Source organism: Pedobacter sp. N23S346, from assembly GCF_048515415.1.
Lineage (GTDB): Bacteria > Bacteroidota > Bacteroidia > Sphingobacteriales > Sphingobacteriaceae > Pedobacter.
The window spans coordinates 1-23697 of sequence record NZ_JBLYEE010000004.1; the positions used below are offsets into that span (position 1 = coordinate 1).

Annotated in this window: 11 protein-coding genes; all 11 read right to left on the minus strand. The window is 39.2% G+C overall.

Going from position 1 to position 23697, the window contains the following annotated elements; all coding sequences use genetic code 11:
- Positions 1 to 240 precede the first annotated feature (240 nt).
- A complete protein-coding gene (locus ACN1CD_RS08970) occupies positions 241 to 1089 on the minus strand; it encodes a family 16 glycosylhydrolase (protein WP_419130051.1) in 849 nt (282 codons plus the stop codon).
- Between the two features lies 1 nt (position 1090).
- Entirely contained in the window at positions 1091 to 4237 is a 3147-nt protein-coding gene (locus ACN1CD_RS08975) for a glycoside hydrolase family 2 TIM barrel-domain containing protein (RefSeq protein ID WP_419130052.1), read from the minus strand.
- Between the two features lie 63 nt (positions 4238 to 4300).
- Positions 4301 to 6295 (minus strand): RagB/SusD family nutrient uptake outer membrane protein, encoded by a 1995-nt coding sequence (locus tag ACN1CD_RS08980; protein ID WP_419130053.1) that lies wholly within the window; start codon positions 6293 to 6295, stop codon positions 4301 to 4303.
- 10 nt (positions 6296 to 6305) lie between these two features.
- A complete protein-coding gene (locus ACN1CD_RS08985; protein ID WP_419130054.1) occupies positions 6306 to 9467 on the minus strand; it encodes a SusC/RagA family TonB-linked outer membrane protein in 3162 nt (1053 codons plus the stop codon).
- 612 nt (positions 9468 to 10079) lie between these two features.
- Entirely contained in the window at positions 10080 to 11048 is a 969-nt protein-coding gene (locus ACN1CD_RS08990) for a hypothetical protein (RefSeq protein ID WP_419130055.1), read from the minus strand.
- A 1366-nt stretch (positions 11049 to 12414) separates the two neighbouring features.
- Complete coding sequence (locus tag ACN1CD_RS08995; RefSeq protein WP_419130056.1) at positions 12415 to 13533, minus strand: glycoside hydrolase family 43 protein; 1119 nt, start codon at positions 13531 to 13533, stop codon at positions 12415 to 12417.
- Positions 13534 to 13587: 54 nt separating this feature from the next.
- Complete coding sequence (locus tag ACN1CD_RS09000) at positions 13588 to 14832, minus strand: DUF2264 domain-containing protein (protein ID WP_419130057.1); 1245 nt, start codon at positions 14830 to 14832, stop codon at positions 13588 to 13590.
- 10 nt (positions 14833 to 14842) lie between these two features.
- Complete coding sequence (locus ACN1CD_RS09005; RefSeq protein WP_419130058.1) at positions 14843 to 15976, minus strand: glycoside hydrolase family 88 protein; 1134 nt, start codon at positions 15974 to 15976, stop codon at positions 14843 to 14845.
- On the minus strand, positions 15976 to 18135 hold the full coding sequence (locus ACN1CD_RS09010) for a family 43 glycosylhydrolase (protein WP_419130059.1): 2160 nt from the start codon (positions 18133 to 18135) through the stop codon (positions 15976 to 15978). Before ACN1CD_RS09010 ends, ACN1CD_RS09005 begins: the two co-directional genes overlap by 1 nt.
- 8 nt (positions 18136 to 18143) lie before the next feature.
- Positions 18144 to 19400 carry a BNR repeat-containing protein gene (locus tag ACN1CD_RS09015; RefSeq protein ID WP_419130060.1) on the minus strand — a complete coding sequence of 419 codons (1257 nt, stop codon included), beginning with the start codon at positions 19398 to 19400 and terminating at the stop codon, positions 18144 to 18146.
- A gap of 181 nt (positions 19401 to 19581) precedes the next feature.
- Positions 19582 to 23667: a hybrid sensor histidine kinase/response regulator transcription factor gene (locus ACN1CD_RS09020; RefSeq protein WP_419130061.1), complete on the minus strand. Its 4086-nt coding sequence runs from the start codon at positions 23665 to 23667 to the stop codon at positions 19582 to 19584.
- Positions 23668 to 23697: the final 30 nt, after the last annotated feature.

Consider the following 23697-nt stretch of genomic DNA (forward strand, 5'->3'; position numbering starts at 1 on the left):
AAAAAAAGTATTTTTGCCCATGTTGAATGTTTAAGTGTGGTAACTCAAATATCAACACTAAAAAGGGGAAGCCAAAAGCAACCCCTTTTATTTTATCAAAAAAAAATGTTTACCGGACAACAGTGAACTTGATTCAGGATCTTTCATCATTTCGGTCGGTGGGACACACGACCGATAGATGATATAGTTGAATCTAAAAACAATTGCTGTTCTGCGCATTCATTCTCATTGTTAGACAATCTATTTTTGATAAACACGCACATAGTCTACTTCAAATCGATTTGGAAATTTAGTGTTTTTTGGATCTCCACCATTCATCCCTCCAATAGCCAGATCCAATAAAATATAATGTTTTTGCTTAAAAGGATGCAGACCTTTCCGGTCGTCATTATCCAGATCAGCTAATGATGTTTTGTTAAGCAATAAATCATCAACAAATAAACTGATGGATTGCTCGTCCCAATCCATTCGCCATACATGAAATTTTTTGCCCCATGCTTTACCACCCAGTTCAGCAACAGCCTTTGTTTTGCTAAACCATTTTGTTTTCCCATCTTTTGCGGTGCTGGCTATGTTTGCCAATATTTTACCGCGGTAATATTCCATAATATCGATTTCGCCATTGGCAGGCCAGGCACCGTCAATGCCTAAAGTCCAGAAGGCAGGCCAAAGGCCTTCGCTGATATCAATTCTGGCACGCATTTCGAAGCGGCCATATTGCCAGCTTTTCAAACCTTTGGTAATTAAGCAGGCTGAAGTATAGTCAATATTTTTTCTCTTTTCCCGCCAGTTTTTGCTATCCTGAACAAAATCAGGATTAGGTTCTTCAGTCTTTCTGGCTTCGATAATTAATAAGCCATTTTTGCAAAAAGCATTTTCTTTCTGGTACCATTGCAGTTCTTCATTGCGGATAAAACCATGCTCATAAGTCCAGTTTTTAGGATTTGGTGGCCCGTCCTCACTAAATTCATCAGCCCATACCAGCTGATATCCATCTCCGAAATATTTTGAATGCGCAACATTTTGCGCCTCTTTAAGGGCGCAAAATGCTGTGATAAAAATTAGTATTGAACAAAAGATATATTGCATTTTATCTCGCATTTGAAATAAAGTTACCCAAAAGTTTTATGGTGTAACTGTATGAATATTTCTTATCTGTTAGTCGGTATTGCGCATGCGGATAAGCGCCCCAACTATCGTCGCCACCAACACCACGCTGCTTAAGATCAATGCTTAAGTACACATTATTCCGTACAGGCAAATCTGTAGGATGTTGTTGTTTTTTGGTTAAACCCGGATCTAAATCTTCTGTTGAATGATTTATCGCCGTAAATGAAAGGGGTTGCGCACCTTCAATTAAGAGTCCGCTACCATCATTAGCCGTCAAACTTAACCAGCGAACATCTGTTTTATTGCCGCTTTCCTGCGGACGGATATAACCTTTATAAAACTGATTTTCTACCTGATCTTCGTATAAACCAACAAGAGAAGCAAAATTACGATCGCTGTAGTTTTCGTATGGCCCCCTGCCATAATATTTTAGATTCTGATAGGCTTGTGGCAGTTCCGTACGCATTCCAAACCTAGGTAATTCTGGCAAATCTCTATCGCCCAAATCCATTGTAGCAGAAACTTTTACCGATCCGTCGTTTTGGATCAGGTAGTTTACCACATAAGGAACGGCAATGCTATTCAATAGGTAATTTACATTAATCAGTACACCACTATCTGTTTGTTTCATTACGTTTACGCCAATAAGCTTTTTACTTTCATGTGCCGAACGCCAAATGCCTAAACGTTGTGGCATGTCGTTTCCAAAATCGTTATCGGTTGGCGCTCTCCAAAAATAAGGTTCAGGAAAACGGTTAAAGTTTTTCCCGTCATTTTTACTGTATCTGATAAACCTGCCAGATTTGGTGTCGAATTCTCCGTTCACATCACCGGCAGTGAAAGAAAGCTTATTGCCTTCTGTCTTCACCGTTAACTTACTTGCAGCCTGGTTTGCCTTTGCAAAGAAATTGCCGCTGTAGAAAAACTGTTCATTGGCTACTTCAAATCCTGCTGGTAACAGGGCGCTTGCTTTTTTGCGGTAAGCATAAACATTTAAGAAATACTCTGTTCCGGCTATGGATTTAAACATCGGCAGGTTGAGTTTGATGTCTTTTTTAGTATGCGGATTAAGACTTACGTCGAAAGTGCCTTCCTTAATAACTTTGCCATTGCTTAACAATACCCATTTAAAATCATATTGATCCAGGTTGGTAAAATCGAAAAGATTCTCTATCATTAAGTTTCCTTTAGAAATATCAGCTGAGGTAAATAAAATATTCTGATAAATTTTCTTAATCTCGTAAGCACCTGGATCCGGTGTCCGATCAGAACTCACCATTCCATCAGCTACACCATTTTCATCATTCTGCCAATAAAAGCCACCCAAATCGCCTCCGTAAGCCCAAAACGTTTTGCCATTCGCATCTTTAGTTTTAATTCCCTGATCTACCCAATCCCAGATAAAACCACCCTGCATGTGTTTACTACTGCGGATAATATCAAAGTACTCTTTAAAATTACCATTGCTATTTCCCATTGCATGCGCATATTCGCACATGATGTATGGACGGGTTTTAGTGTTATCATTGGCATACTTTTTCATCGAGCCAATGCTTGGATACATCGGACAAACAATATCGGTGTTCCAATCTTCGCCGGCTTGCTCAAACTGAACCGGGCGGGTATTGTCGCGTTGCTTAATCCATTTATAATTATCGTGGAACACGGGTCCGTTACCACATTCATTTCCAAGCGACCAGATGATAATTGAGGCGTGATTTTTATCGCGTTCAACCATGCGAACGGTACGGTCTACATGTGCCGCAGCCCATTCCGGTAAATATGCTGGATGCTTTGATTTATCGAATGAACCCTGTAACTCTGCTCCCATTCCATGCGTTTCTATGTTTGCCTCATCCACCAGGTAAAGTCCATATTCATCACACAGCTTATACCAAAGCGGATCGTTAGGATAATGTGATAACCGAACGGCGTTGATATTAAATTCCTTCATCAACCGGATATCCTTTAACATTAATTCTTTGGTTGTGGTATGGCCGGTTACATCATCATGCTCGTGGCGGTTCACCCCGTGAACGTAAGTGGCTACACCGTTTACTAAAAGTTGCGCATTTTTAATCTCCACTTTTCTGAAACCTACTTTCGCTCCAGTTACCGCGATTTGTTTTCCTTTTTCATCCGCCAGGGCAATAATGCAATCGTATAAATTTGGCTGCTCTGCATTCCATTTTAACGGGTTTTTAATGGCTCCACTAAAATTAACAGTCTGAATAGAATCTGCACTCGCTTTAAATGCTTGGTTCTTGGTAAAAACGGTTCTTCCACTTTTATCTAAAAGCGATACAGTAATGGATCCACCAGCTGGGTTTTGCTTTGCAAATTTGCGCACATCAATATCAGCAGAAAATAAGCCATTGGTATAATTTTGATCTAAATCACCTTTCAGGAAGAAATCCCAAACGGTTTGCTTCGGCATGGCGTATAAATAAACATTACGCTCGATTCCACTCAAACGCCAGAAATCCTGATCTTCTAAATAACTTCCGTCCGACCAGCGAAAAACCTGAACGGCCAATACATTAGTGCCCGATTTCAAAAATGCCGTAATGTCAAACTCGGCAGGGGTTTTAGAGGCTTTGGTCATCCCCACCTTTTTACCGTTTACATAAATGAAAGCGCAGCCAGAAATAGAACCAAAATGGATGATCGTTTCCTTGCCTTCCCAGTTTTCTGGAACAGTAAAAGTTTTCCGGTATGTGCCTACTGGATTATTCTCACCAATAAAAGGTGGATTTTTTGGGTGAGGGTAAGTGATGTTGGTATAAATAGGAATTCCGAAACCATTCAATTCCCAATTGGATGGAACGGGAATATTTGCCCAGCCGCTATCATCCAGATTGGTATTGAAAAAATCTACCCGGCGATCCTGATGTTTATCAACATAGTTGAATTTCCAGTTCCCATTTAAAGATTTATAGTAAGGCGACTTTGAGTAATCATCCTGTATTACATCTTTCTGATGATCGAATAACATGAAGGTTACATGGGCTTTTTCTTTCCCTTGATCCACTAACGTGGGGTTTTCCCAATCGTTGTTCTGTGCACTAACCTGCTGTGAAAATAAAATCGCCAGCGAAACTGCAACTATTTTTTTTCTTAAGTTCATAAAGTAAATTTAAATTATTCAGTTACAGATTCCCGTTGAGGATGTCTGTAACTGAAAGTATTTTTACATTCCGGTTGGCGTTGAGCCACCAGTGGTTAGCCAACCTGGATTTTGGTAAATAGGTGAACTGGCTATGTTGCCATCTGTAGCGGTTATGTTGAAATGTTGTGTGGCAATTGGGCTTAAATAATGTGCCATTGTCCACCTTGCCCCTTTGTAAGAATCGGCATTTGCACGAATTTCCTGCGGACGTAAATAAATACTCAAAGCCGGATCAGAAACAACGGCATTAGAATTACTTGAACCATAAACAATTTGAGTAGCTGTAAACCAACTCTTCATTGGTCCCCAAAGTTTAAAACCTTCAAAGTGGTACGGCGTGCTGATCATCTGATCCATCGCTCTCCATCTTTTTAAATCCATATACCTCAAACCTTCTGCCATCAATTCGTTTCTTCTTTCACGGCGAATATTGTAAAGTGTAGGGGAAACCAAGGTATTGGCAGAGTATGCTCCCCAATCCTGCGTTTCATTCGCCATTACAGTTGCTGCAATGGTTTGTTGAAAATCAGTATTTACTTTGGCTCTTGTCCTTAATTGTTGCCAGTACTTAGTCGCATCTGCATCAATTGATCCGTTTCTTTCATAGCTCGCTTCAATGTAATTTAAGTAAGCTTCGCTGGCTCTGTAAGTAATACTTCCGGTAAATCCTTGCCCATTATTGGCTTGTGCCCCATCATAACTGATCCCTTTTCTGATGGCATAACCAGTGGTATATTTTTGATCGTAGCTAGACTCCCAAATTCTCGGTGTAGGTTCAATTTGTGTAGCATGTGTTCCCTGGCCAATATTTACGAGTACATTCTTCTGGCCTGGCTCTTTCAAAAATAAATTTAACCGCCCATCTCTATCTTTTCTAACATCAGTAATGTAATCATCTCCCTGATAATTACTTCCGGTAGCATAAATCGGCAGACCGTTTGCCATTAAGAAACTTTCTACCATACTTCTTGATAAACCTACCGCATAGTTTCCGGCCTGGGTATATACCGGAATGTTGTGTGTAACCAAACCAGCACCATATTGTCTCCACAATAAAACCTCACTATATCCAGACATGTCAACTGCTCCGAACATTTTAAAATATGGATTTTCATTGTTTGGCGCTTCTATAATTCCCGTATTGGCAACCAATGGAACCGCATCAGCAACGCTTTTGGCTGCAGACATCGCCTCGCCTAAAAAATATTGGATTTCGGAATCGATACTTCCTGTAGGATACTGATAGTTGGCATTATAATCTTTTGCTTTACCCGGCCAGTTCGGACCATTTGGAACAAATGCTGTTCCCTTAAAATATTTAAGCCATGTTCCTTCATACAGGGCCACTCTAGATTTAATCAATTGCGCACAGAGTTTAGAAATTCTGTTTTTAGTTCCGTCTGGCGATGTTTTCAATAACAGTGCAGCAGAATCCAGATCAGATAAAATAAACCTTGCCACTTCATTGCGTGGCTGTCTCTTACTCACCTGGATTAAAATATCCTTTTCATCGGGATAAACCGTTTTTATAATTGGAAAATCACCCAGCGATTGCAGTTTTTTAAAATATTCTACAGCCCTGATGAAATACATTTCGCCGATGTATTGTTTAATGTTATCTGCGTTACCAACAATCCCTCCTGCTTTCCATCTGGGAATTACAGTACTCAGGAAATAATTTGCCTGATAAATGTTTCCAAAGCTCCATTCACCACCCGAAGCTTCTACGCGCCATAAACCTGGAATAAATTTATTATCCAAAACAGGCAAAATCATATTATCAGTATTACCATCGATACCAAAGGTGCCGAAAGAATAGTTTCCGTGTGAAGGAAGTGCATCCGGATAACGTGCAATCGCATAAGCGGCAAGTTGTCCTTCTTCTTTTAAATAACTTTCTGGGGTAATATTTGAAAGTGGAGCTTTATCTAAAGCCTTTTGGCAGCCTCCGGATAGGAGCGCGAAAACTGCTAATGTTGCTAAGCAACTATATTTTTTATACTTTGAAAAATTCATTTCTATTTGATTAAAAAGTTACACTTAAACCCAAAGACATTACTTTAGAAAGTGGGTAAACACTTCCATTAGAACCCCCATCAATAGTCTCCGGATCAAACATTTCTGCTAGTTTAGTCCAGGTTACCAGGTTCTCGCCAGAAGCAAAAAATCTTAATTTCTGCGCACCGAACTTTTTTGTCAATCGTTGAGGGATGGTATAACCCAATTGAATATTTTTTAATCGGATGTAGGATGCATCCTGAAGATAGCCTGTTTGGGTTTGTTGATTTTTACCTGTTCCAAATGTTGGTCTTGGATAGTATGAATCCAAATTTAAACCCAATGGGCTATTTGGATCATTCCTGAAATAATCTGTATGCTGCACTAAACCTGTAGACCACCACTTATCTGATGTAGCGCCCCAAAAGAAATAACTGCCTTGCCAAAAATCTCTCTTTAATACCCCCTGGAAAAATGCCCTGAAATCAAAGCCTTTATAATCCAGATTAATATCTAACCCCACCCGGTAACGTGGAGTGCTGTTTCCAATCAGGTGTGCATCGCCAGAATCTCCCTGTCTCCAGCTTCCCCAATCCAGTTTGCCATCATTATTATAATCGGCATACATGATATCACCAGCAGACCATTGTGAACCAAATGCCGACTGTCCGTTACTTAACGTTGCCAAATGCGCATTCATCTCCTCTTGGGTTTTGGCAATTCCAATGGTAGTGTATCCCCAGATATCACCTAATTGCTGACCTGTTCTATAAGTATCAGAAGCCAAAGACATAGTCTCGTTTGGATAACGGGTAACCGTAGTTTTCAAATCAGATAACAAGAACTTCACACCGTAACCCAGGCCGCTTTTGGTACGGTCATTCCAGCCAATTTCAAACTCAAAACCCATAGATTTTAAATCGGTATTATTGGTTTGTGGTACCGCTGTTCCTAAAGTTACTGGAAGCTCTGGTGCCGGCCCAACCATGTTTAAGGTTTTTCGATTAAACCAATCGAAAGACCCGGTTAACCTGTTTTTCAAAAAGCCAAAATCTAAACCTGCATTATAACTTTTTACCGTTTCCCAGGTTAAGGTTGAACTTACAATCCCTGGCGCACTTGCAGTATTTGGACGGCCCCCATTAATCAGCCAGGCTCCATTTGCAGTACCTACAGGCATAGTTAAGTAGGTTGGATACCAGACTTTGGTATTTTGATTTCCTAAACTACCGTAAGAAGCCCGAAACTTAAAGGTATTTACAAAAGTAAACCTGTCTTTAAAAAAGTCTTCTCTGGCAATGTTCCAGCCCGCAGAAACTGATGGAAACCATCCCCAGCGTTTATCAGAACGGAAACGAGATGATCCGTCATAGCGAAGGTTAGCTTCTAACAAATAAATACCATCGTAATCATAGTTTAAACGGCTAAATAGTCCCTGCGTAGCCCAATTTTGATACTGACCAGAAACCACAGGCGCCAGCACTTTTCCATCGGCATCTAAACCCGAAGTAGTGTTTAATGTAGCGATATCAGGCACAATGATGCCATTTCTTTGCGCACTTAAATCACGGTATCGGGTATCTTCATACTGAAAACCAGCCATAATTTTAAGGTTGTGTTTACCGTAACTTTTCGAATATTCTGAATAAATATTGGTATTGAAATAGTTTTCCTTATAGCCATATTCGTTTACATTCGAACTTCTTCTGTAGAGATACGGAACTCCATTTACATCGTAGTTAAATGTTTGCTGCGAATCCCAGTGGCGGAACTGCGTTTGTATTCGATAATTCGCCTCTCCAAATGTTTTCCACCCTTTAATTGGCTCAAAAACTAATTGAATTTGCTGATACATCCAATCTTTAACTTCATTATCATCACCACCTTCTGCCATTTCTAAAGCAGGTGATGGAGAACTATATAAGTATCCATTAGGATCATATAACGGTAAAGTTGGCCAGCCCTGACGGCCAATGCCCTCATAAAAACCATTGGTTAATGCCGCAGGGCGATGATAAGTTTCCCTTAGAAAACGATTGCTGTAATTCGCGGTTAAAAATTCGGAGATCTTGGTGTTGATTTTAGCCGTTGCGCCATAACGTGCATAGCCATCCTGATTAAAGCGCATCATCCCAGTTTGATCCAGAAAGTTGCCAGATAGATAATATGAAGTAGCCTCTGTGCCGCCAGTTAAACTTACGTTGTGCTCTTGCGAAAAGCTATGATCCCGATACATCACCTTGTACCAATCATTGTTATCATTACCAAAAGCGTAACCATCTGCCCAAACCAATTTGTTATTAGGACTTGGAATAATGGTACTTTTAAGTGTACCATCCTGAAAATCTTTTATCCTTTTTAAACTCGCTTCATCAAAATGAGGTGCACTGCCACCGTTTTTGCCGGCATCATTAAAATAAAGTGCAAAAGTGTAGGAATCCATCATTTCTGGCAATAAAACCGGACTGGTTTGACGGAAACTATTATTATAATTTATCTGCACCTTACCTGCTTTACCTCTTTTTGTGGTCACCAAAATCACACCAAATGCAGCTCTTGAACCATATATAGATGATGCTGATGCATCTTTTAATACCGAAATACTTTCTACATCTTGTGGATTCAAAGCATTTAACGAACCTTCCATACCATCAATTAAAATTAATGGATCTGAAGAGGAATTTCCAATTGTGCCTACTCCCCTGATGTTAATAGATGGCCTGCTTTCCAGCGAGCCATTATTTTGTGAAATGTTCAATCCTGGTACCAAACCCTGTAAGGCCTGAGACACATTTTGAACCGGACGGTTTTCTAAAGCTTTTGCATCTACTGTTCCTACTGAACCTGTTAAATTTACTTTCTTTTGCTTTCCAAAACCAACCACTACTACCTCATCTAACGCTTGCGCTACATCATCAATTAAGGTTATATTAATTTGTGCCTGATCACCAACAATAGTGCTTTTGGTTGCATAGCCAATAAAAGCGAACTCTAATGTTGATCCTTTACTTACACTCATTTTGTAACTGCCATCTGTGTTACTCATGGTTACATTGGATGTTCCTTTTTCTTTTATGGTTACACCAGGAATCGGAATTCCTTTATCATCTGCTATCCGCCCATTTATAGATACCTTGGTGATTTGTGCATTTAATGTTTCCGAATAAATTCCAGTTAGAATTGTGGTCATTAGAAACATAAAAATGCATTTTCGCATGTTTAGTAATTTTTTAGCCATTCTTGTTTATTTTGATTAGTGAAATGAATTTTTGCTACTGATTTATAGCATAAAGGATTTTAATAAATTTTTGAAATTTGACTGGTTAGGACATCATTTCAATAACTTTTAGTTGGTTGTGCGAAGACACGGGAAAAGGAATTTTTGGTTTTGAAGTTTTCATAGGTTGATGATCTGATTACTCAAATAACCATTAAATATTAAACTTTTAGAAGGGGCAATATGGTAAATTGTAGGTGGTAAATTATGATATTTTGGGCAATTGGAAGCAAAAACGGGCATTTTTTCGATTTTTAACCGTCAAATTGACATTTATTTAGAGAATGAATTTGAGTGGAGCACTGGTAGGAAAATAGAATCACATTATACTTCTGATATCTGAACCCTGATCTTATATTTTATAAGTTGCGGAAGATTGGCATCCTAAGATGGAGAAAATCAAAATTTTTAAGAAGATAAATCATCTTTTATGTTAGGAAAAATTAAAAAACGCATAAGGTTACCAGAAATAATTACTCATGCGCCCGCAGATTGAGGCTGCACGAGTAATTAAATTTAGATGCATTAAGGGTTGTATGCACCGCTAAATTGAGTTAAACCATCTTTACGCATGGCCTCCAGAATTAAGCAATTGTATACATAATCCCAACTAGATGAAACTTCAGAATTTTGATTGAGACCATAAGGCCACCAGTGTTGCGAATCGCCACTAAGTTTGGCAGTACTATCATTTAATATGATCTGCAATAGTGACGTTACACTAGGTGCCTGAAGTTTACCGCCCACAATATGACTTGACCACCATGATGAAGTTCCTGTGCCTAATGAATGATCAGATTCATGGAGCATAGTCCGCAGGTTTTGATAGGAAGAATTGCTTCCAAATCTCATCCAACCCTCATTATTTGCATCTGCAGTTGGCACACCACTATCATAATTCAGGTAGAGGTGTTTCGTTGCAGAAGTATAATTTTCTAGGTACCAAACGGCACTATCAATAGCTACCTGTAACCTACCATAAGCGGCAAGTTCTTGTGCTGTAGGGTTTGCAGATTTGTTGAAGGTATAAGTAATATTGCCTTCTGCTATGGTTTTGAAAGTAACATTACTGCTGTAACTCACTCCATTGCCATTAATAGCATAAGCCCTGGCATAATAGGGTGTTTTTGGCGTAAGGCCCTTAAGCATCACCCTAAATTTGCCCAGACCAGCATTGCCATGCTTAACTTTATTATTCGTTATCGAAGGATTCGGTGCTGTGCCCCAAACAATCCCTCTTTCGGTTACAGCGTTACCGCCATCAGTAAGTACCTCTATATCTGCCGCCGCTACTGTTGAACCCACAATATGCATGGGAGGAAAATTGAATGCAATGCTGTCATTACTTGATGCAGCGCTAATGGTAGCTAGCTTACCCGTCGATTCGGTTTTCGCCGGGTGCTCCATCTCTGCATTTCCACTTTTTTTACATGCGGTAAACATGGCAATAATCGCATAACTTAATACGAAGTAATTTTTAAATTGTTTTTTCATTTTTAGATAGATTATTTGTTTGATTAATTAACTACTGACTGAGCCCTCTCATTTTTCATTTGGTTTAGATGTAATAGATGAGTATATTTTACTGTAAAAGCAGCTGATCAATTACGATTATGTAAAATATAGATTACGGTTATATGTCTTTTTATTATGATTTAGTTTTAACAAATTAACTACTAAAATTATACTCATAGTGAGGGGTAATACAGTATTAATTAGGGGTTAAATCGTTACTTTTATATCAAAAAAGGAGTTTTTTGACTTTATATTATAAATGTGGTAGGGAAAATCCTCAACGTGTCACCCTGAACGACTAAGAAAAGTCCCTCGATGCGTCATCCTGAACTTGATTCAGGAACTATTTTGTAAAACCAAAATGAAGCGTCAGTTGCGTTCTGATAGAAACATTAAGGCATTAATAAAAACCCCTCAATGCGTCATCATGAACTTGATTCAGGAACTATCTTGTAAAACCAAAACGAAGCGTCAGTTGCATTCTGATTGAAACATTAAGGCATTAATAAAAACCCCTCGATGCGTCATCCTGAACTTGATTCACTGTTGTCCGGTAAAACTTTTTGAACAAATTTTTACCGGACAGCCTAATCACAAATGGCTGCAATATTCCTTAACCAAAAGAATATTTTGCAGGATATGGAAGCTATGAGCGGTTTAAAATATTAAAACCTCTGAAAATGATAGTTTTTTACCGGACAGCCGAATTAGTGCAAGATTTTTAGGAAACCTATAAAACAATGGGCTTACCTTTTAAAAATGAGATAAAAACAGCTTTTTTAGCTTGATTTAAAGGATTTAATAGATCGTTTAAACTTTAACCGGACAACAGTGAACTTGATTCAGGAACTATTTTGTAAAACTAAAATGAAGCATCAGTTGCATTTTAATTGAAACATTAAGGCATTAATAAAAGCCCCTCGATGCGTCATCCTGAACTTGATTCAGGAACTATTTTGTAAAACCAAAATGAAGCGTCAGTTGCGTTCTGATAGAAACATTAAGGCATTAATAAAAACCCCTCAATGCGTCATCCTGAACTTGATTCAGGAACTATTTTGCAAAACCAAAACGAAGCATCCGTTGCGTTTTGATTGAAACATTAAGGCATTAAGAAAAACCATTCGATGCATCATCCTAAACTTGATTCAGGAACTATTTCGTAGAACCAAAACGAAGCATCGGTTGCGTTCTGATTGAAACATTAAGGCATTAATAAAAACCCCTCGATGCGTCATCCTGAACTTGATTCAGGAACTATTTTATCAAAGATTATTAGGCGAATAATAAACAAACAAATCGAACCCCAAGTATCATTTGAAGTTCGATTTGATCATAGATATTCTTATTTATTAAAAGTACTCAAATCCCACTCATCCTGCCAGTTGATTTTGATTTTCTCGCCATCAAACTTAATTGGCAGCCATAAATAACGACCATCAATGGCATTTTTAGGTTCCCATTTATCAGCCATAAAAATAAAATTGCCTTTTTTCCCCGGGGCTGGAAGCACATGAGTACTTTGTCCGCCGTAAGTGATATTTGCACCAGGACCTTCACAAGGATTGCCCATGAAAGTCCATGGCCCCCAGATGGAACTTGCTTTAAACCACCTTGCCGGGTTAGGTGCCCAACCGGTACAACCAGAACCCACCATATAGTACATGCCATTTTTCTTAAATAAAGCAGGTGCTTCTGTTTGCTGACCAACATAAATTCTGATGAATTTACCCGTATGACTCAAATAATCTGGCGATAGCTCAGCCAGATGAAGGGTAAAATTTTCTTCAGAAGAAAAAACATGATAAGCTTTGCCATCGTCATCAACAAAAACGGTCATGTCTCTAGCCATTTGTCCGCCAGGTAAATCTCTGCAGAAGAAACCATCGCTTTTATTTGCGGGCTTTTCGCAATTCACTTTTTCTGTTTCGGGTGTACCCGCTGCATAAAAAGGCATGATACCCGCATTTGGCCTGTAACTTTTTATGAAAGTATATGGTCCGGTAGGTTGATCAGCTACCGCTACGCCGGTTCTGGCGGCCTCATAACTTTTCCCGAGCAGCTCCAAATGGAACCACATCACAAATTTTTTCGTTTTTTTATTGTAAACCACTTTGGGTCTTTCCAGGATACAGCCTTTTGCGATATCGCTTTTCAAATCATCAGAAACGGCTAAAGAAATGCCCTCATCTTTCCAGTTGTACAGATCTTTTGAGGAGTAGCAATGCACACCAACTTGTGCGGTGTTTCCTTTTTCTCCTTCAACTTTATGTTCGCCAAACCAATAATAGGTTCCTTTATATTCCACGACACCACCACCGTGCGCATTAATGTGAACGCCCTTATCATCTTTCCAGATTTTGCCTGGCGTAAAAGAAGCATATTTTTGCTGCGCTAAAACAACCTGGTGCGCCATCAGTGAGATGGTTAAAAAACATACAATTAAATTGATTTTTCTCTTCATGATCATCTGCCTGTTAAATAGGTGAATATGTTAGTAATGCTTTTGAGGGATTTTTTATTTTAAATTTACACTGTGGTCATTTTGGAAATTTTCGCCACTCCATATTTTTTGTGCACTCCATTTTGCCGATGGATTTGCCCAAAACGGATCACTTGCAGGCAAACCTAAAGGTAAAAAGATATTAGAAGCGATATAAGGACTCCCCTGATTATTGTAGAAATCGCCAAGTTCTGGCTGATCTCCATATAAACCAATGGTTAACCAACCATTTTTGTATGTGCCTGGGCTTTCTAAAGTCTTTTTAATTACGGCTGTTAATGCGCACCGAACTTGTTCTGCACTCAATTGCTTAGGCAATGCTTTCCTGAAAGCCATATCTGCCAGATGGTGAAATGCTGCACCACGGTAAACGATTGAACGACCTGTAGCCGGATAAGTGCCATCAGTGTTGATCAATCTTTCCTGGATAATAGCGTAACGCTCATTCCGCTTTTTGATCTTTTCGAACATGTCTTTATACGCATTTGTTTTCTTGCCAATAATGTCAGATAGGGTGGCCAGGTATGGGTGAATCACATAACTGTTATAATAATCATAGGCGAATGAAGTTCCATCCGCGTACATCCCATCTCCTACATACCATTGCTCCATTTGTTGCAAAGCATAGTCTACACGCATCGGGTCCCAATCATAACCAAACCTTGCCAAAAAGGCTTCATTCACGGCCGAAAACAAAAGCCAGTTAGAAAAAACAGGTTTAAATCTTCTGGTGGTAACGATGGATTTCATTAATAATGTTTGGTTTTTCTTATCGAGATTTTCCCATAACCAGGGCGCACGGATTACGGCCAGCGCCACGTATGAAGCATCTACCAATTGTTGCCCGCCGATATCGAAAGTCATAAAGTCTTTAGCATTAGAATCCAGCGCATTTTTCAATCCGCTTAACGCCCATTCGCGATACTGTTTTCTTAATGCTACCTCTTCGGGAGCGCCACCTTCCAGTTGTAACCAGGGTGCAATACCACTCAAAACCCGACCTAAAACTTCTACGTACTGCACCTTGATCCGGTGATCTTTATTATCAACATGTATGGAGGTTACTTTTGGCATGGCAATTCTAAGGCTATCTTTTGCCAGATTGTAAATTACCGGACGCACCATTTTATCCATCTGCTGGAGCCAAAATTGCCTGTCGCTCAGCACCACATTTTTTTTACTTTTAGTTTTCTGAGCAACCGCCATTCCACCAAAGCAAATCAGCATCATTAAGAGTGCCGCAATATTTTTTATTTTCATTAGATTACTTCTATTTTTGAACAGATAAATAACGATACATTTCACAACCCGCCAGTAAAAAGGCACCAACGCCGAAATTTGCAGTGGAATTGGCATTAACCACCTGGCCTGGAATGGCTTTCTCGCCAATTGGTTGCACATAGCCAACTTTACCATCCTGCTGCAGGGCAGTTTCTGACAAGTATTTCCATGCTTTTTTTGCCGTTGGAAGATAGGTTTTCGCTTTCAGATGACCGTTATTGATCCCCCAAAGCAAACCATAAGTAAAAAATGCAGTTCCACTAGTTTCTGCTCCAGGCGCATGTTCAGCATCTAACATGCTTCGGGTCCAGTAGCCCTCTTTTTGCTGAGATTTAGCAATTGCCTTCGCCATATTTTTATACTTGGTTAAATACGCTTTTCTATGCGGATCATTTGCCGGAAGATCTTTCAACACTTTTGCCAAACCAGCGAAAACCCAACCATCTCCCCTTGCCCAGAAATCCTTTTTCCCATTGGCACTTTTATGTTTAGGATAAATATATTTGGCATCGCGGTAATACAATTTTTCTTCCTGATCATACATAATACTGTTGGCATACATGAAATATTCATACAATTTCTCAGAATATTTTTGGTCGCCGGTTAACTTGTAAAGCTTGCTCATTACGGGCATCACCATATAAAGTCCATCGGCCCACCACCAATAATCATTCTTTGCGGTACTCATTTCATATTGCATCACTTCCTTTGCACGGGCAATTTTATATTCAGCGGGCTGCAGATGGTACAGATCAATGTAGGTTTGGAAACAGATTTGCCAATCGCCAAAAAGTACATAATCATCTGTTTCGCCATAAGAATATTTCCATTTGGATTGATCGGCAGACTTCGCCCCCATCCATTGATTATGTTCCGCCCAGTCTTCTGCATATTTTCGGTAAGCTTCATTTTTGGTTAAAGCGTAAAGCTCCATGTTGCCCGTTTGGTAAGCGGCGTGATCCCAAAAAGCCCTTACTTGTGGCTTATTGTTTATCTGCCAGTAACCATTGGCCAAATTGAGTTGTGCAAGAACAGTTTCTTTTGTTTGCGCAGAGACTTCCATTGCGACAGCAAACAGCAATATAACTGCTGCTACAATTGGCAATAATTTTATCTTTCTCATTATTTAATCGGTTTTATACCTTCTAAGGTTGGCACCACTTTTTTAATGCCGCCATTTTCATCAAATTCCATTTTATCGATGCACACTTCTCGGTTATAACCTGCAGATTCTCCCATGGTAATCCCCTTTGGCCGGGTAAAACGGTGGTAAACGATGTACCACTCATCTTTTCCAGGAATTTGAATAACAGAATTATGCCCGGTACCATAAATGGCCTGATCCGGCAATTTTGTTAAGATTAAATTATTCTCCGGAACTGTAATTTTTCCGGTAGGCGAATCAGAGAAGCCATATCTTACCCCATAATCAGGATCTCTGGTATCATTTTCCGACCAAAGAAAATAGTACTTTCCATTTCTAAAGAAAACTTCTGTGCCTTCGCGGAAAGTTTTATCTGGTGTAATTACTTTAATGTTGTTTGTATCGATGGAAACCATATCTGCATTTAATTCTGCAACTGCCATATGGCCATTTCCCCAATAGAGATAGGTTTTACCCGTTTTTGGATCGGTAAACACATCGGGGTCTATTTCTTGTCCGCCTCTGGTACCCACTGGTCTCTTAGAAATCAATGCCTTTCCACTATCTTTAAAAGGACCTGTTGGATTGTCTGCAACTGCTACTCCAATTTTCTGCGCAGCAGTAAAGTAATAGAAATATTTATAGGTACCGTTTATCTTTTTCTCAATAGCTGTTGGCGCCCAGGCATTTTTCTTGGCCCATGAAACATCTTTATTCAAGTCTAAAATTACACCTTCATCTTTCCAGTTCACTAAATCTGGTGATGAAAATGTTTTAAAATAGGTGCCGCTCCACCCCGTAAATCCATCGCTGGTAGGGTATAAATAATATTTGGAAGTTTTATTGGAATACAGAATTTCAGGATCTGCATAATAGCCGCTTAAAACCGGATTGTTATTGATGGTCGCCGATACCGCATATGTTTGTGCAGCCTGATCGCCAATTTTTAAGGTATAATTTACCGGACCTTTAGAAAAATCTGCTTTACCGATTGGCTTAATACTTACACTGGCAAATTTTGAAAATTGTGGATCGAAAGCTTTTAAATCAGTACCATAATTAACGGGCAAGAAAACTGTTTTAGCAACAGAATCAATCACGATATTATTTTTTTTGATGGCGATATTTCCTGCTCCTTGCCATACAGAAATAGCAGTATACCATTTGCTCATTAAGCGATTTTCTTCTTGTGCGGTGATGGCCATCACCGTTCCATGACGGGGATGAAAATCCATGCTGATCTCCTCATCAATCACCTTAAAGTTGTTCAGGTCTTTAGATTTTGTAAACTGGTAACGGCCTTTGGTGTACACGTCATACATCAAAATATATTCATCCGAGCCGTTAAGTTTGAAAACCCCTGCGCCTTCAACCGCATCGGTAGTTTGCTGTAAATATTTATCGCCAAGCACATAACCTTTAGTTAGCTCATTAGAAACCGCTTTTTTAATTCCATTACCATTTCCTTCCGTTTTAAAAAAGAGGTTGTACTTTCCCTTATCGTAAATAATATCACCATCAATGCAAGAACCATTTGTAGGGCTGAAGAATAACTGCTTTGGTGTACCTTCCAGATCTGTAAAATCAGCGTTTGCATAGGCGTAATATATTTTATCGGGATCATCACCGTGTTTCATCGACCAGTAAATCATATATTTTTTTACCGCCGGGTCGTAAATGGTTTGTGGCGCCCATACTCTTTTCAAATTTTCCTGGTTAGGATATTTTTTCTGGATGTTGATGATACTGGAGGTCCATTTGATGAGGTCAGCAGATTTCAAAAGCACCATGGCCCGGTTGGAATCCCAGCCTTTTGCCGAAACCATATCAGTAACCACCATATAAAAGGTTTTTCCATCTGCTCCCCTTAAAATATGAGGATCGCGAACGCCACCTGTAGAACTAATTTTTTCTGATGAAATAACTGGCTCATTATTGTTCAAAGCTTTATAACGGTAACCATCTTCACTTAAAGCAAAGCGAATTGATTCTTCGTCTTTTGTATTTCCGGTGAAATAAGCAAACAAATAAGCACTGTTTCCCGCCTGCTTTTTGCTTTGTGCAGATGCGCCAACACTTAGGGCAAATGCATAGAAAAACACAAACAATGTATAGGCTCTGATCTTCAATTTTCTCATATTATAATTTAATTTTTTGGTTTCCAATTCAATACCTGAATGGCTGTAGGTGGCTGATTTGCTTTTCCTTCGCCATCAATTTGCTTCACTTCCTGCAAAAACAAACTTAACACTTTTCTATTTTTCCACAGTTCGGTATCGTAACTTGGCTCCCAATCGCCAACACTCTTCTCTGTTAAATCTTTAATGTTCCAATTATTTGACTGAATATTATTGCTTAATGCGATAGAGGCTTTTCCACCCCGCTCTTCATCTCTAAAAATTAAGCCCGCAGCATAATTTCCGGCGGCTTTCCAAACAATAATCTGTGGTCTGGCAATTGGAATTCGCTTGGTGCCACCACCACTTAAGCTAAATGCTGTTTTTCTAAAATTCAGGTTATTTACCTGCCAATTTCCGTTGGTTTTATAAACCAGGTGATATTGCGGTATTTGATCATGCTCATCACGCCAGTAACTGGCAATAAATACTTTTCCGGTAGCATCTGCAAACATAGAAGTTTGGTTGATCAGCTCACTTTTTTGTGGGATTTTTAAGGCGTATTCTGCATTCTCCGCATTAATGGGAAGCTGGTATTTTTGTCCGTCAGACTTTTGCCAGGTCACGCCACCATCTGCAGATTTTGCATAGCATAAATCATGGTTACTGGCCACATCCGGACTTTCACGCCATACCCACGAAATGTGAATTATGCCAGCCAGATCAATTGCAACCTGCCAGTAAGCATTTCTTTTCCCTTCTCCATCGATCAGGTTATTCTGGATTCTGCTCCATTTTTTTGTGTTGAGCGAGTAACGGTTAATCATTAAGTTTCCATTACCTGATCCGCCATCGCGGTAAAGAAATAATAGATCTCCGTTAGCCAGCTTATAAAATTCCGGATAACTTACTTTGTTCTCCCGCTCGGCCAACATCGATTTCTTTTCGCTTAACATTAAACTGCCACTTGTAATGGAATGTGCATAATTTAAGTTGTTATTGTGCTGGCTCCAGGCCACGTGCAAAATCCCTTTCCCATCCACCATAATACTAATCGATTTATGGGCATCGGCGGCATCACCTTTATAATTACTTTTCAAAGTTTCCCAGGTATTGGAATTGAGTTTTCTTTTGGCCAGCACCAGATATTCGTCGCGGTCGTAATAAGCGGCATACTGAATATCTTTAAAAGTGACCAATGAGTTTTTTCTAAAAATGACCGTATTTACCGAATTATTTGACCAACCATTTTGAGCAATGGTACTTAACCCGCTTTGTTGTGCCATACAACATACCGTTAGCAAACTGAAAATTGTGCTAAAAATGATACTTTTAATTAGGAATTGCATTTGGAGTTTAAGCTGCTCGATTTTTATCATTTGGTTAATATTCGAAGTACCGAATTTTTAATGTTTTAGACGGGGGGTTAAATCACACTTTAGGGGGGACATATTAATATTAGCCCCTCTACACTGTAGCATTGATGTTATAATACTTGTGAAAGCTTTTCCGATGTTTCTTAATAAACTCTGATGGGGTGAGCTTAAAAAGCTTCTGAAATTGCTCCCTGAAATATTTAATATCATTTATTCCTACCCGAAACGCCGCCTCATTAATGTTCAGATTTGTATTGATCAGTAATTCTGCAGCCTTGCGTAATCTGATAAAACGGATAAAACCATTAACAGACTGGCCCGAAGTAGCTTTAATTTTTTTATACAGATTCGAATGGCTCATTCCCAAATCAGAAGCCAGAATCTTAACATTAAAACTATTTTCCATCAGGTTCTCTTCTATAATGGTAATACACTTCTGCAAAAAGCCTTTATCATCTTGCGACACTTTATGGGCGTCAGATTTCAGGGTGATTTCGTTATAAAAATAAGACTGAAGATTGGTTCTGTTTCTAATGATGCCATTAATTTTCGCAGTAAAAAGTTCTTTATCAAACGGTTTACTGATGAAATCATAAGCACCCACTTCGATCCCTTTTAACTTCACCTCCGCGCTCGGATCGCCAGTGAGCAGAATCACCGGAATATGGCTTAATGCAGAATCTTCTTTTACGGCCCTACAGAGTTCTATTCCATTCAAGCCATCCATATTTACATCAGAAATAACGATATCCGGCAGGTATTCTTTACAAAGCCTAAGTCCTTCCAATCCATTATCAGCCGTGTAAATTCTAAAGTTTTCTTTAAAAATTTTGCTGATGTAATCGATAATTTCCTGATTATCATCAACAATTAAAATGGTGTGGAGATCTGAGATCAGCAATTCCAGGTTTCCTATACTTTCGCTGGTATTTTTTTCAGAATCTTCCTGCTCCTGGGCAATCAGCTCGTTTACATAGGTTAATTCGTTTTGAAAAGCAACTGCTTCTTCATTAACATTAGCCTCTCCTACCGGAAGTTCGATGGAGAATACTGTTCCGGCACCAGGATTTGAGACAAAAGAAATCTTCCCATGATGCAATTCTACGAAATTTTTGGCGAGATAAAGGCCGATTCCAAAACCCATTTTAAGAGATTCATTAGACATTACCTTATAAAATTTATCGAATAATTTTTCTCCAATCCCTGCCGGAATTCCCGGTCCGCTGTCGCTTACTTCAATTTTAACACCTCCATTAGCACTTCGAATAGCCAACGATACAAAACCACCCTTCGGCGTAAATTTGAGGGCATTAGATAACAGATTGAACAGTACGATTTCTATCTTATCCTTATCTCCATAGATCATCAGTTCTGTTTCCTCACATTCGAAGGTATAGTCGATATCATTGTTTTTTGCCAGGTAATTAAAGCACAAGAAAATCTCTTTCGCAAAATTATACAGGTTAATCTGCACAATTTTCAGTGCGTCATTTTCACTTTCTGTTTTTCTAAAAAGCAGCAGCTGATCTACCAGGCTTAACAATCTCCTCGAATTCCGGTACACCACGTTGAGGTTATCTTTCTCCGTTCCAGGTTCTTTTTTATTGAGAATATCTTTAATCGGGTTTACAATTAGCGTTAATGGCGTTCTCAACTCGTGAGAAATATTGGTAAAAAAGTTCAGTTTTTTTTCATTCAAATCCTTTTCACGTTCCATTTTCAGGTTGGTGATTTCAATTTCATGTTTTAACCGGTGCTGGCGGTTGCGATACATTTGGAAAAGATAAAATAACGATGATCCAATGAGGAGATAAATGGCATATGCCCACCAGGTTCGGTACCAGGGCGGCAAAATGATAATGGTTACCACTTTTTCATGGCTACTCCAAACCCCTTCTGTATCGGTACTTTTAATGTGCAACTTATACGTTCCTTCATCCAGGCGAGAATAATATGCCGTACTTAATTTGTTTACATAATTCCAATTCCGATCCCAACCTTCCAGGTAATAAGCGTAAGAAATCTGATCCTGAAAAGAAAATTCGATAGCGGCATAGTTTACTGAAATAACTGCCGATTGATATGGGATGGAAATTTGCTCCAGGTTAACCACCGAAATATTCTGGTAATTGGAATCTTGATCTAGCGAGATATTATTTACTTTAAAATCCGTAAGCCTGATTTTAGGAACCCGCCTATTTTTCCTGATGCTATCTGGCGAAAAGAGGTTGAAACCACCAATCCCACCAAAAAGAAAATCGCCATTTGATAATTTTAGCGCGGCATTATAGTTAAACTGATTGCTTTGTAATCCATCGTTGGCAAAATAATTTTTAAATGTCTGGTGTTTCACATCAAACCGGGATAAGCCATTGTAGGTACTCGACCATAAATTCCCTTCTTTATCTTTTAAAATATTTAAAATAGAATTACTCGGCAAACCGTCGCCCTCTACGTAACGCTTCATGTTGGTTGTTCGCGGATCGAAAAGCAGTAAACCTCCGCCTTCGGTACCAATCCAAATTTTATGGTCAGCGGCTTCCTGAATGGCCCGAATGGCTGCATTAATTTTCACATACTTGTGTTTTTTACCTATCGGATCAATCTGAATTAACTGACTATAATTCCCACCCCACAATCGTCCTTTACTATCTTGAAAAAGCGTGTGAATATTTTTAAGCTGATGATCAAAAAGTTCGAATTTATCCAGGGCTTTATTGTAGCGGTAGAGCGCCCCCCCTTTTGTGGTACCCGCCCAGATATTTTTCTGTTTATCCTGATAAAGTTTCCAAAGGTTTTCTTCATTAACGCCTTTAACAGCATCATAACAAGGGTAGTGAATGAAATTTCCCGTCGATTGATCGAACCGATCAATTCCCCCACTAAAGGTGGCTACCCAGATGTTGTTATCTGCATCGTTTAAAATACTGGTTACAAAGTTACTGGCTAAAGCGCCCGGCCGACTGCTTTTGGCATAATTGGTAAAGGTGTCATTCCTTCTGTTCCAAACACTTAAACCACCTCCATCTGTCCCGATCCAAATGTTATGGTTTTTATCTTCACTAAAAGAAAGGACAAAATTATTAATGAGCGAACTGGATTCATGCGAATTGTGTTTGATGGTTTTGAACTGGCCCTGCTCTGGATCGATGATGTTTACGCCGCCACGCAATGTAGCTATCCATTTTCTCGATTCTTTATCTTCGTAAACCTGCGCCACCGAATTGCTGCTGAGTAGATTCTTTTCTTTACCTGCCGACAGATAATTTACTGCCTTATTCGCCACATCGTAAACGATTATTCCTCCACCGTCTGTTGCTATCCAAAGCTTCTGCTCACGATCCAGTGTCAGGCTCATGATATTTTCGTTTCCAGAAAACTGACTGCACTTCTCTAGTTTCTTTAGGTCTGTTTGATAAAGGTAGAGCCCACGTTCTGTGCCCACCCAAAGCGCTTCGCCCTTGCCTTTAACCATATTGGTTACCAGCCGGATTCCTGCATTTATTAGCTTAATGTGCCTGGTTTTTACATCCAATTGGCACAAACCAACATCTTTTATAAAAAGCCAAACAAACTTATCTCCACCTGCACAAATGGCCTTAACGCTGAAATCTTTATTCCCTTTATAGGAAATCCGTTCTGCCAGCTTTTTCTTGTTTTTTAATACAAATAAACCTTTCTCATCGGTTGCAAAGTAAACGGCAGTTTGACCCACGGTGATGGCATTAATGGCATAACTAACCTCGGTTTTCCTTTTATTTTCTGTGTATTGTAAGGGATGGAATTTAGAATCGGCATAATCATAATAGGAAATGCCCTTTTGTGTACCTACCCAAACCCGGTTCTGAAGATCGCCATTTAACACCGTGATGTGGTTATTCACTAAATTACCTTTATCTCCCCAGCCGTTTCTAAAAATTTTAAAGTTATAACCATCATACCGATTTAAGCCATCGTAAGTACCCATCCACATGAAACCAAAATGATCCATATAGAGTGAGTTGACTACATTGTTCGATAGCCCATTTTCTACGCCAAGATATTTGATGGAACCGAATAAAGTTTGAGCCCTGGATAGGCTAAGATTAAATACAAGGAAAATAACGGAAAGAAAAAAAATCTTAAGGTTTGACAACATTGCAAAAGCGGATGATATTTGGCCAAAACGAATATACATGTTTTTTCTAAGGCATGATAGTTTTTAAAA

Coding starts and splice junctions, on each gene's coding strand:
- ACN1CD_RS08970 (WP_419130051.1), bottom strand. CDS start 1,089: ATGCAATATATCTTTTGTTCAATACTAATTTTTATCACAGCATTTTGC.
- ACN1CD_RS08975 (WP_419130052.1), bottom strand. CDS start 4,237: ATGAACTTAAGAAAAAAAATAGTTGCAGTTTCGCTGGCGATTTTATTT.
- ACN1CD_RS08980 (WP_419130053.1), bottom strand. CDS start 6,295: ATGAATTTTTCAAAGTATAAAAAATATAGTTGCTTAGCAACATTAGCA.
- ACN1CD_RS08985 (WP_419130054.1), bottom strand. CDS start 9,467: ATGACCACAATTCTAACTGGAATTTATTCGGAAACATTAAATGCACAA.
- ACN1CD_RS08990 (WP_419130055.1), bottom strand. CDS start 11,048: ATGAAAAAACAATTTAAAAATTACTTCGTATTAAGTTATGCGATTATT.
- ACN1CD_RS08995 (WP_419130056.1), bottom strand. CDS start 13,533: ATGAAGAGAAAAATCAATTTAATTGTATGTTTTTTAACCATCTCACTG.
- ACN1CD_RS09000 (WP_419130057.1), bottom strand. CDS start 14,832: ATGAAAATAAAAAATATTGCGGCACTCTTAATGATGCTGATTTGCTTT.
- ACN1CD_RS09005 (WP_419130058.1), bottom strand. CDS start 15,976: ATGAGAAAGATAAAATTATTGCCAATTGTAGCAGCAGTTATATTGCTG.
- ACN1CD_RS09010 (WP_419130059.1), bottom strand. CDS start 18,135: ATGAGAAAATTGAAGATCAGAGCCTATACATTGTTTGTGTTTTTCTAT.
- ACN1CD_RS09015 (WP_419130060.1), bottom strand. CDS start 19,400: ATGGCACAACAAAGCGGGTTAAGTACCATTGCTCAAAATGGTTGGTCA.
- ACN1CD_RS09020 (WP_419130061.1), bottom strand. CDS start 23,667: ATGTATATTCGTTTTGGCCAAATATCATCCGCTTTTGCAATGTTGTCA.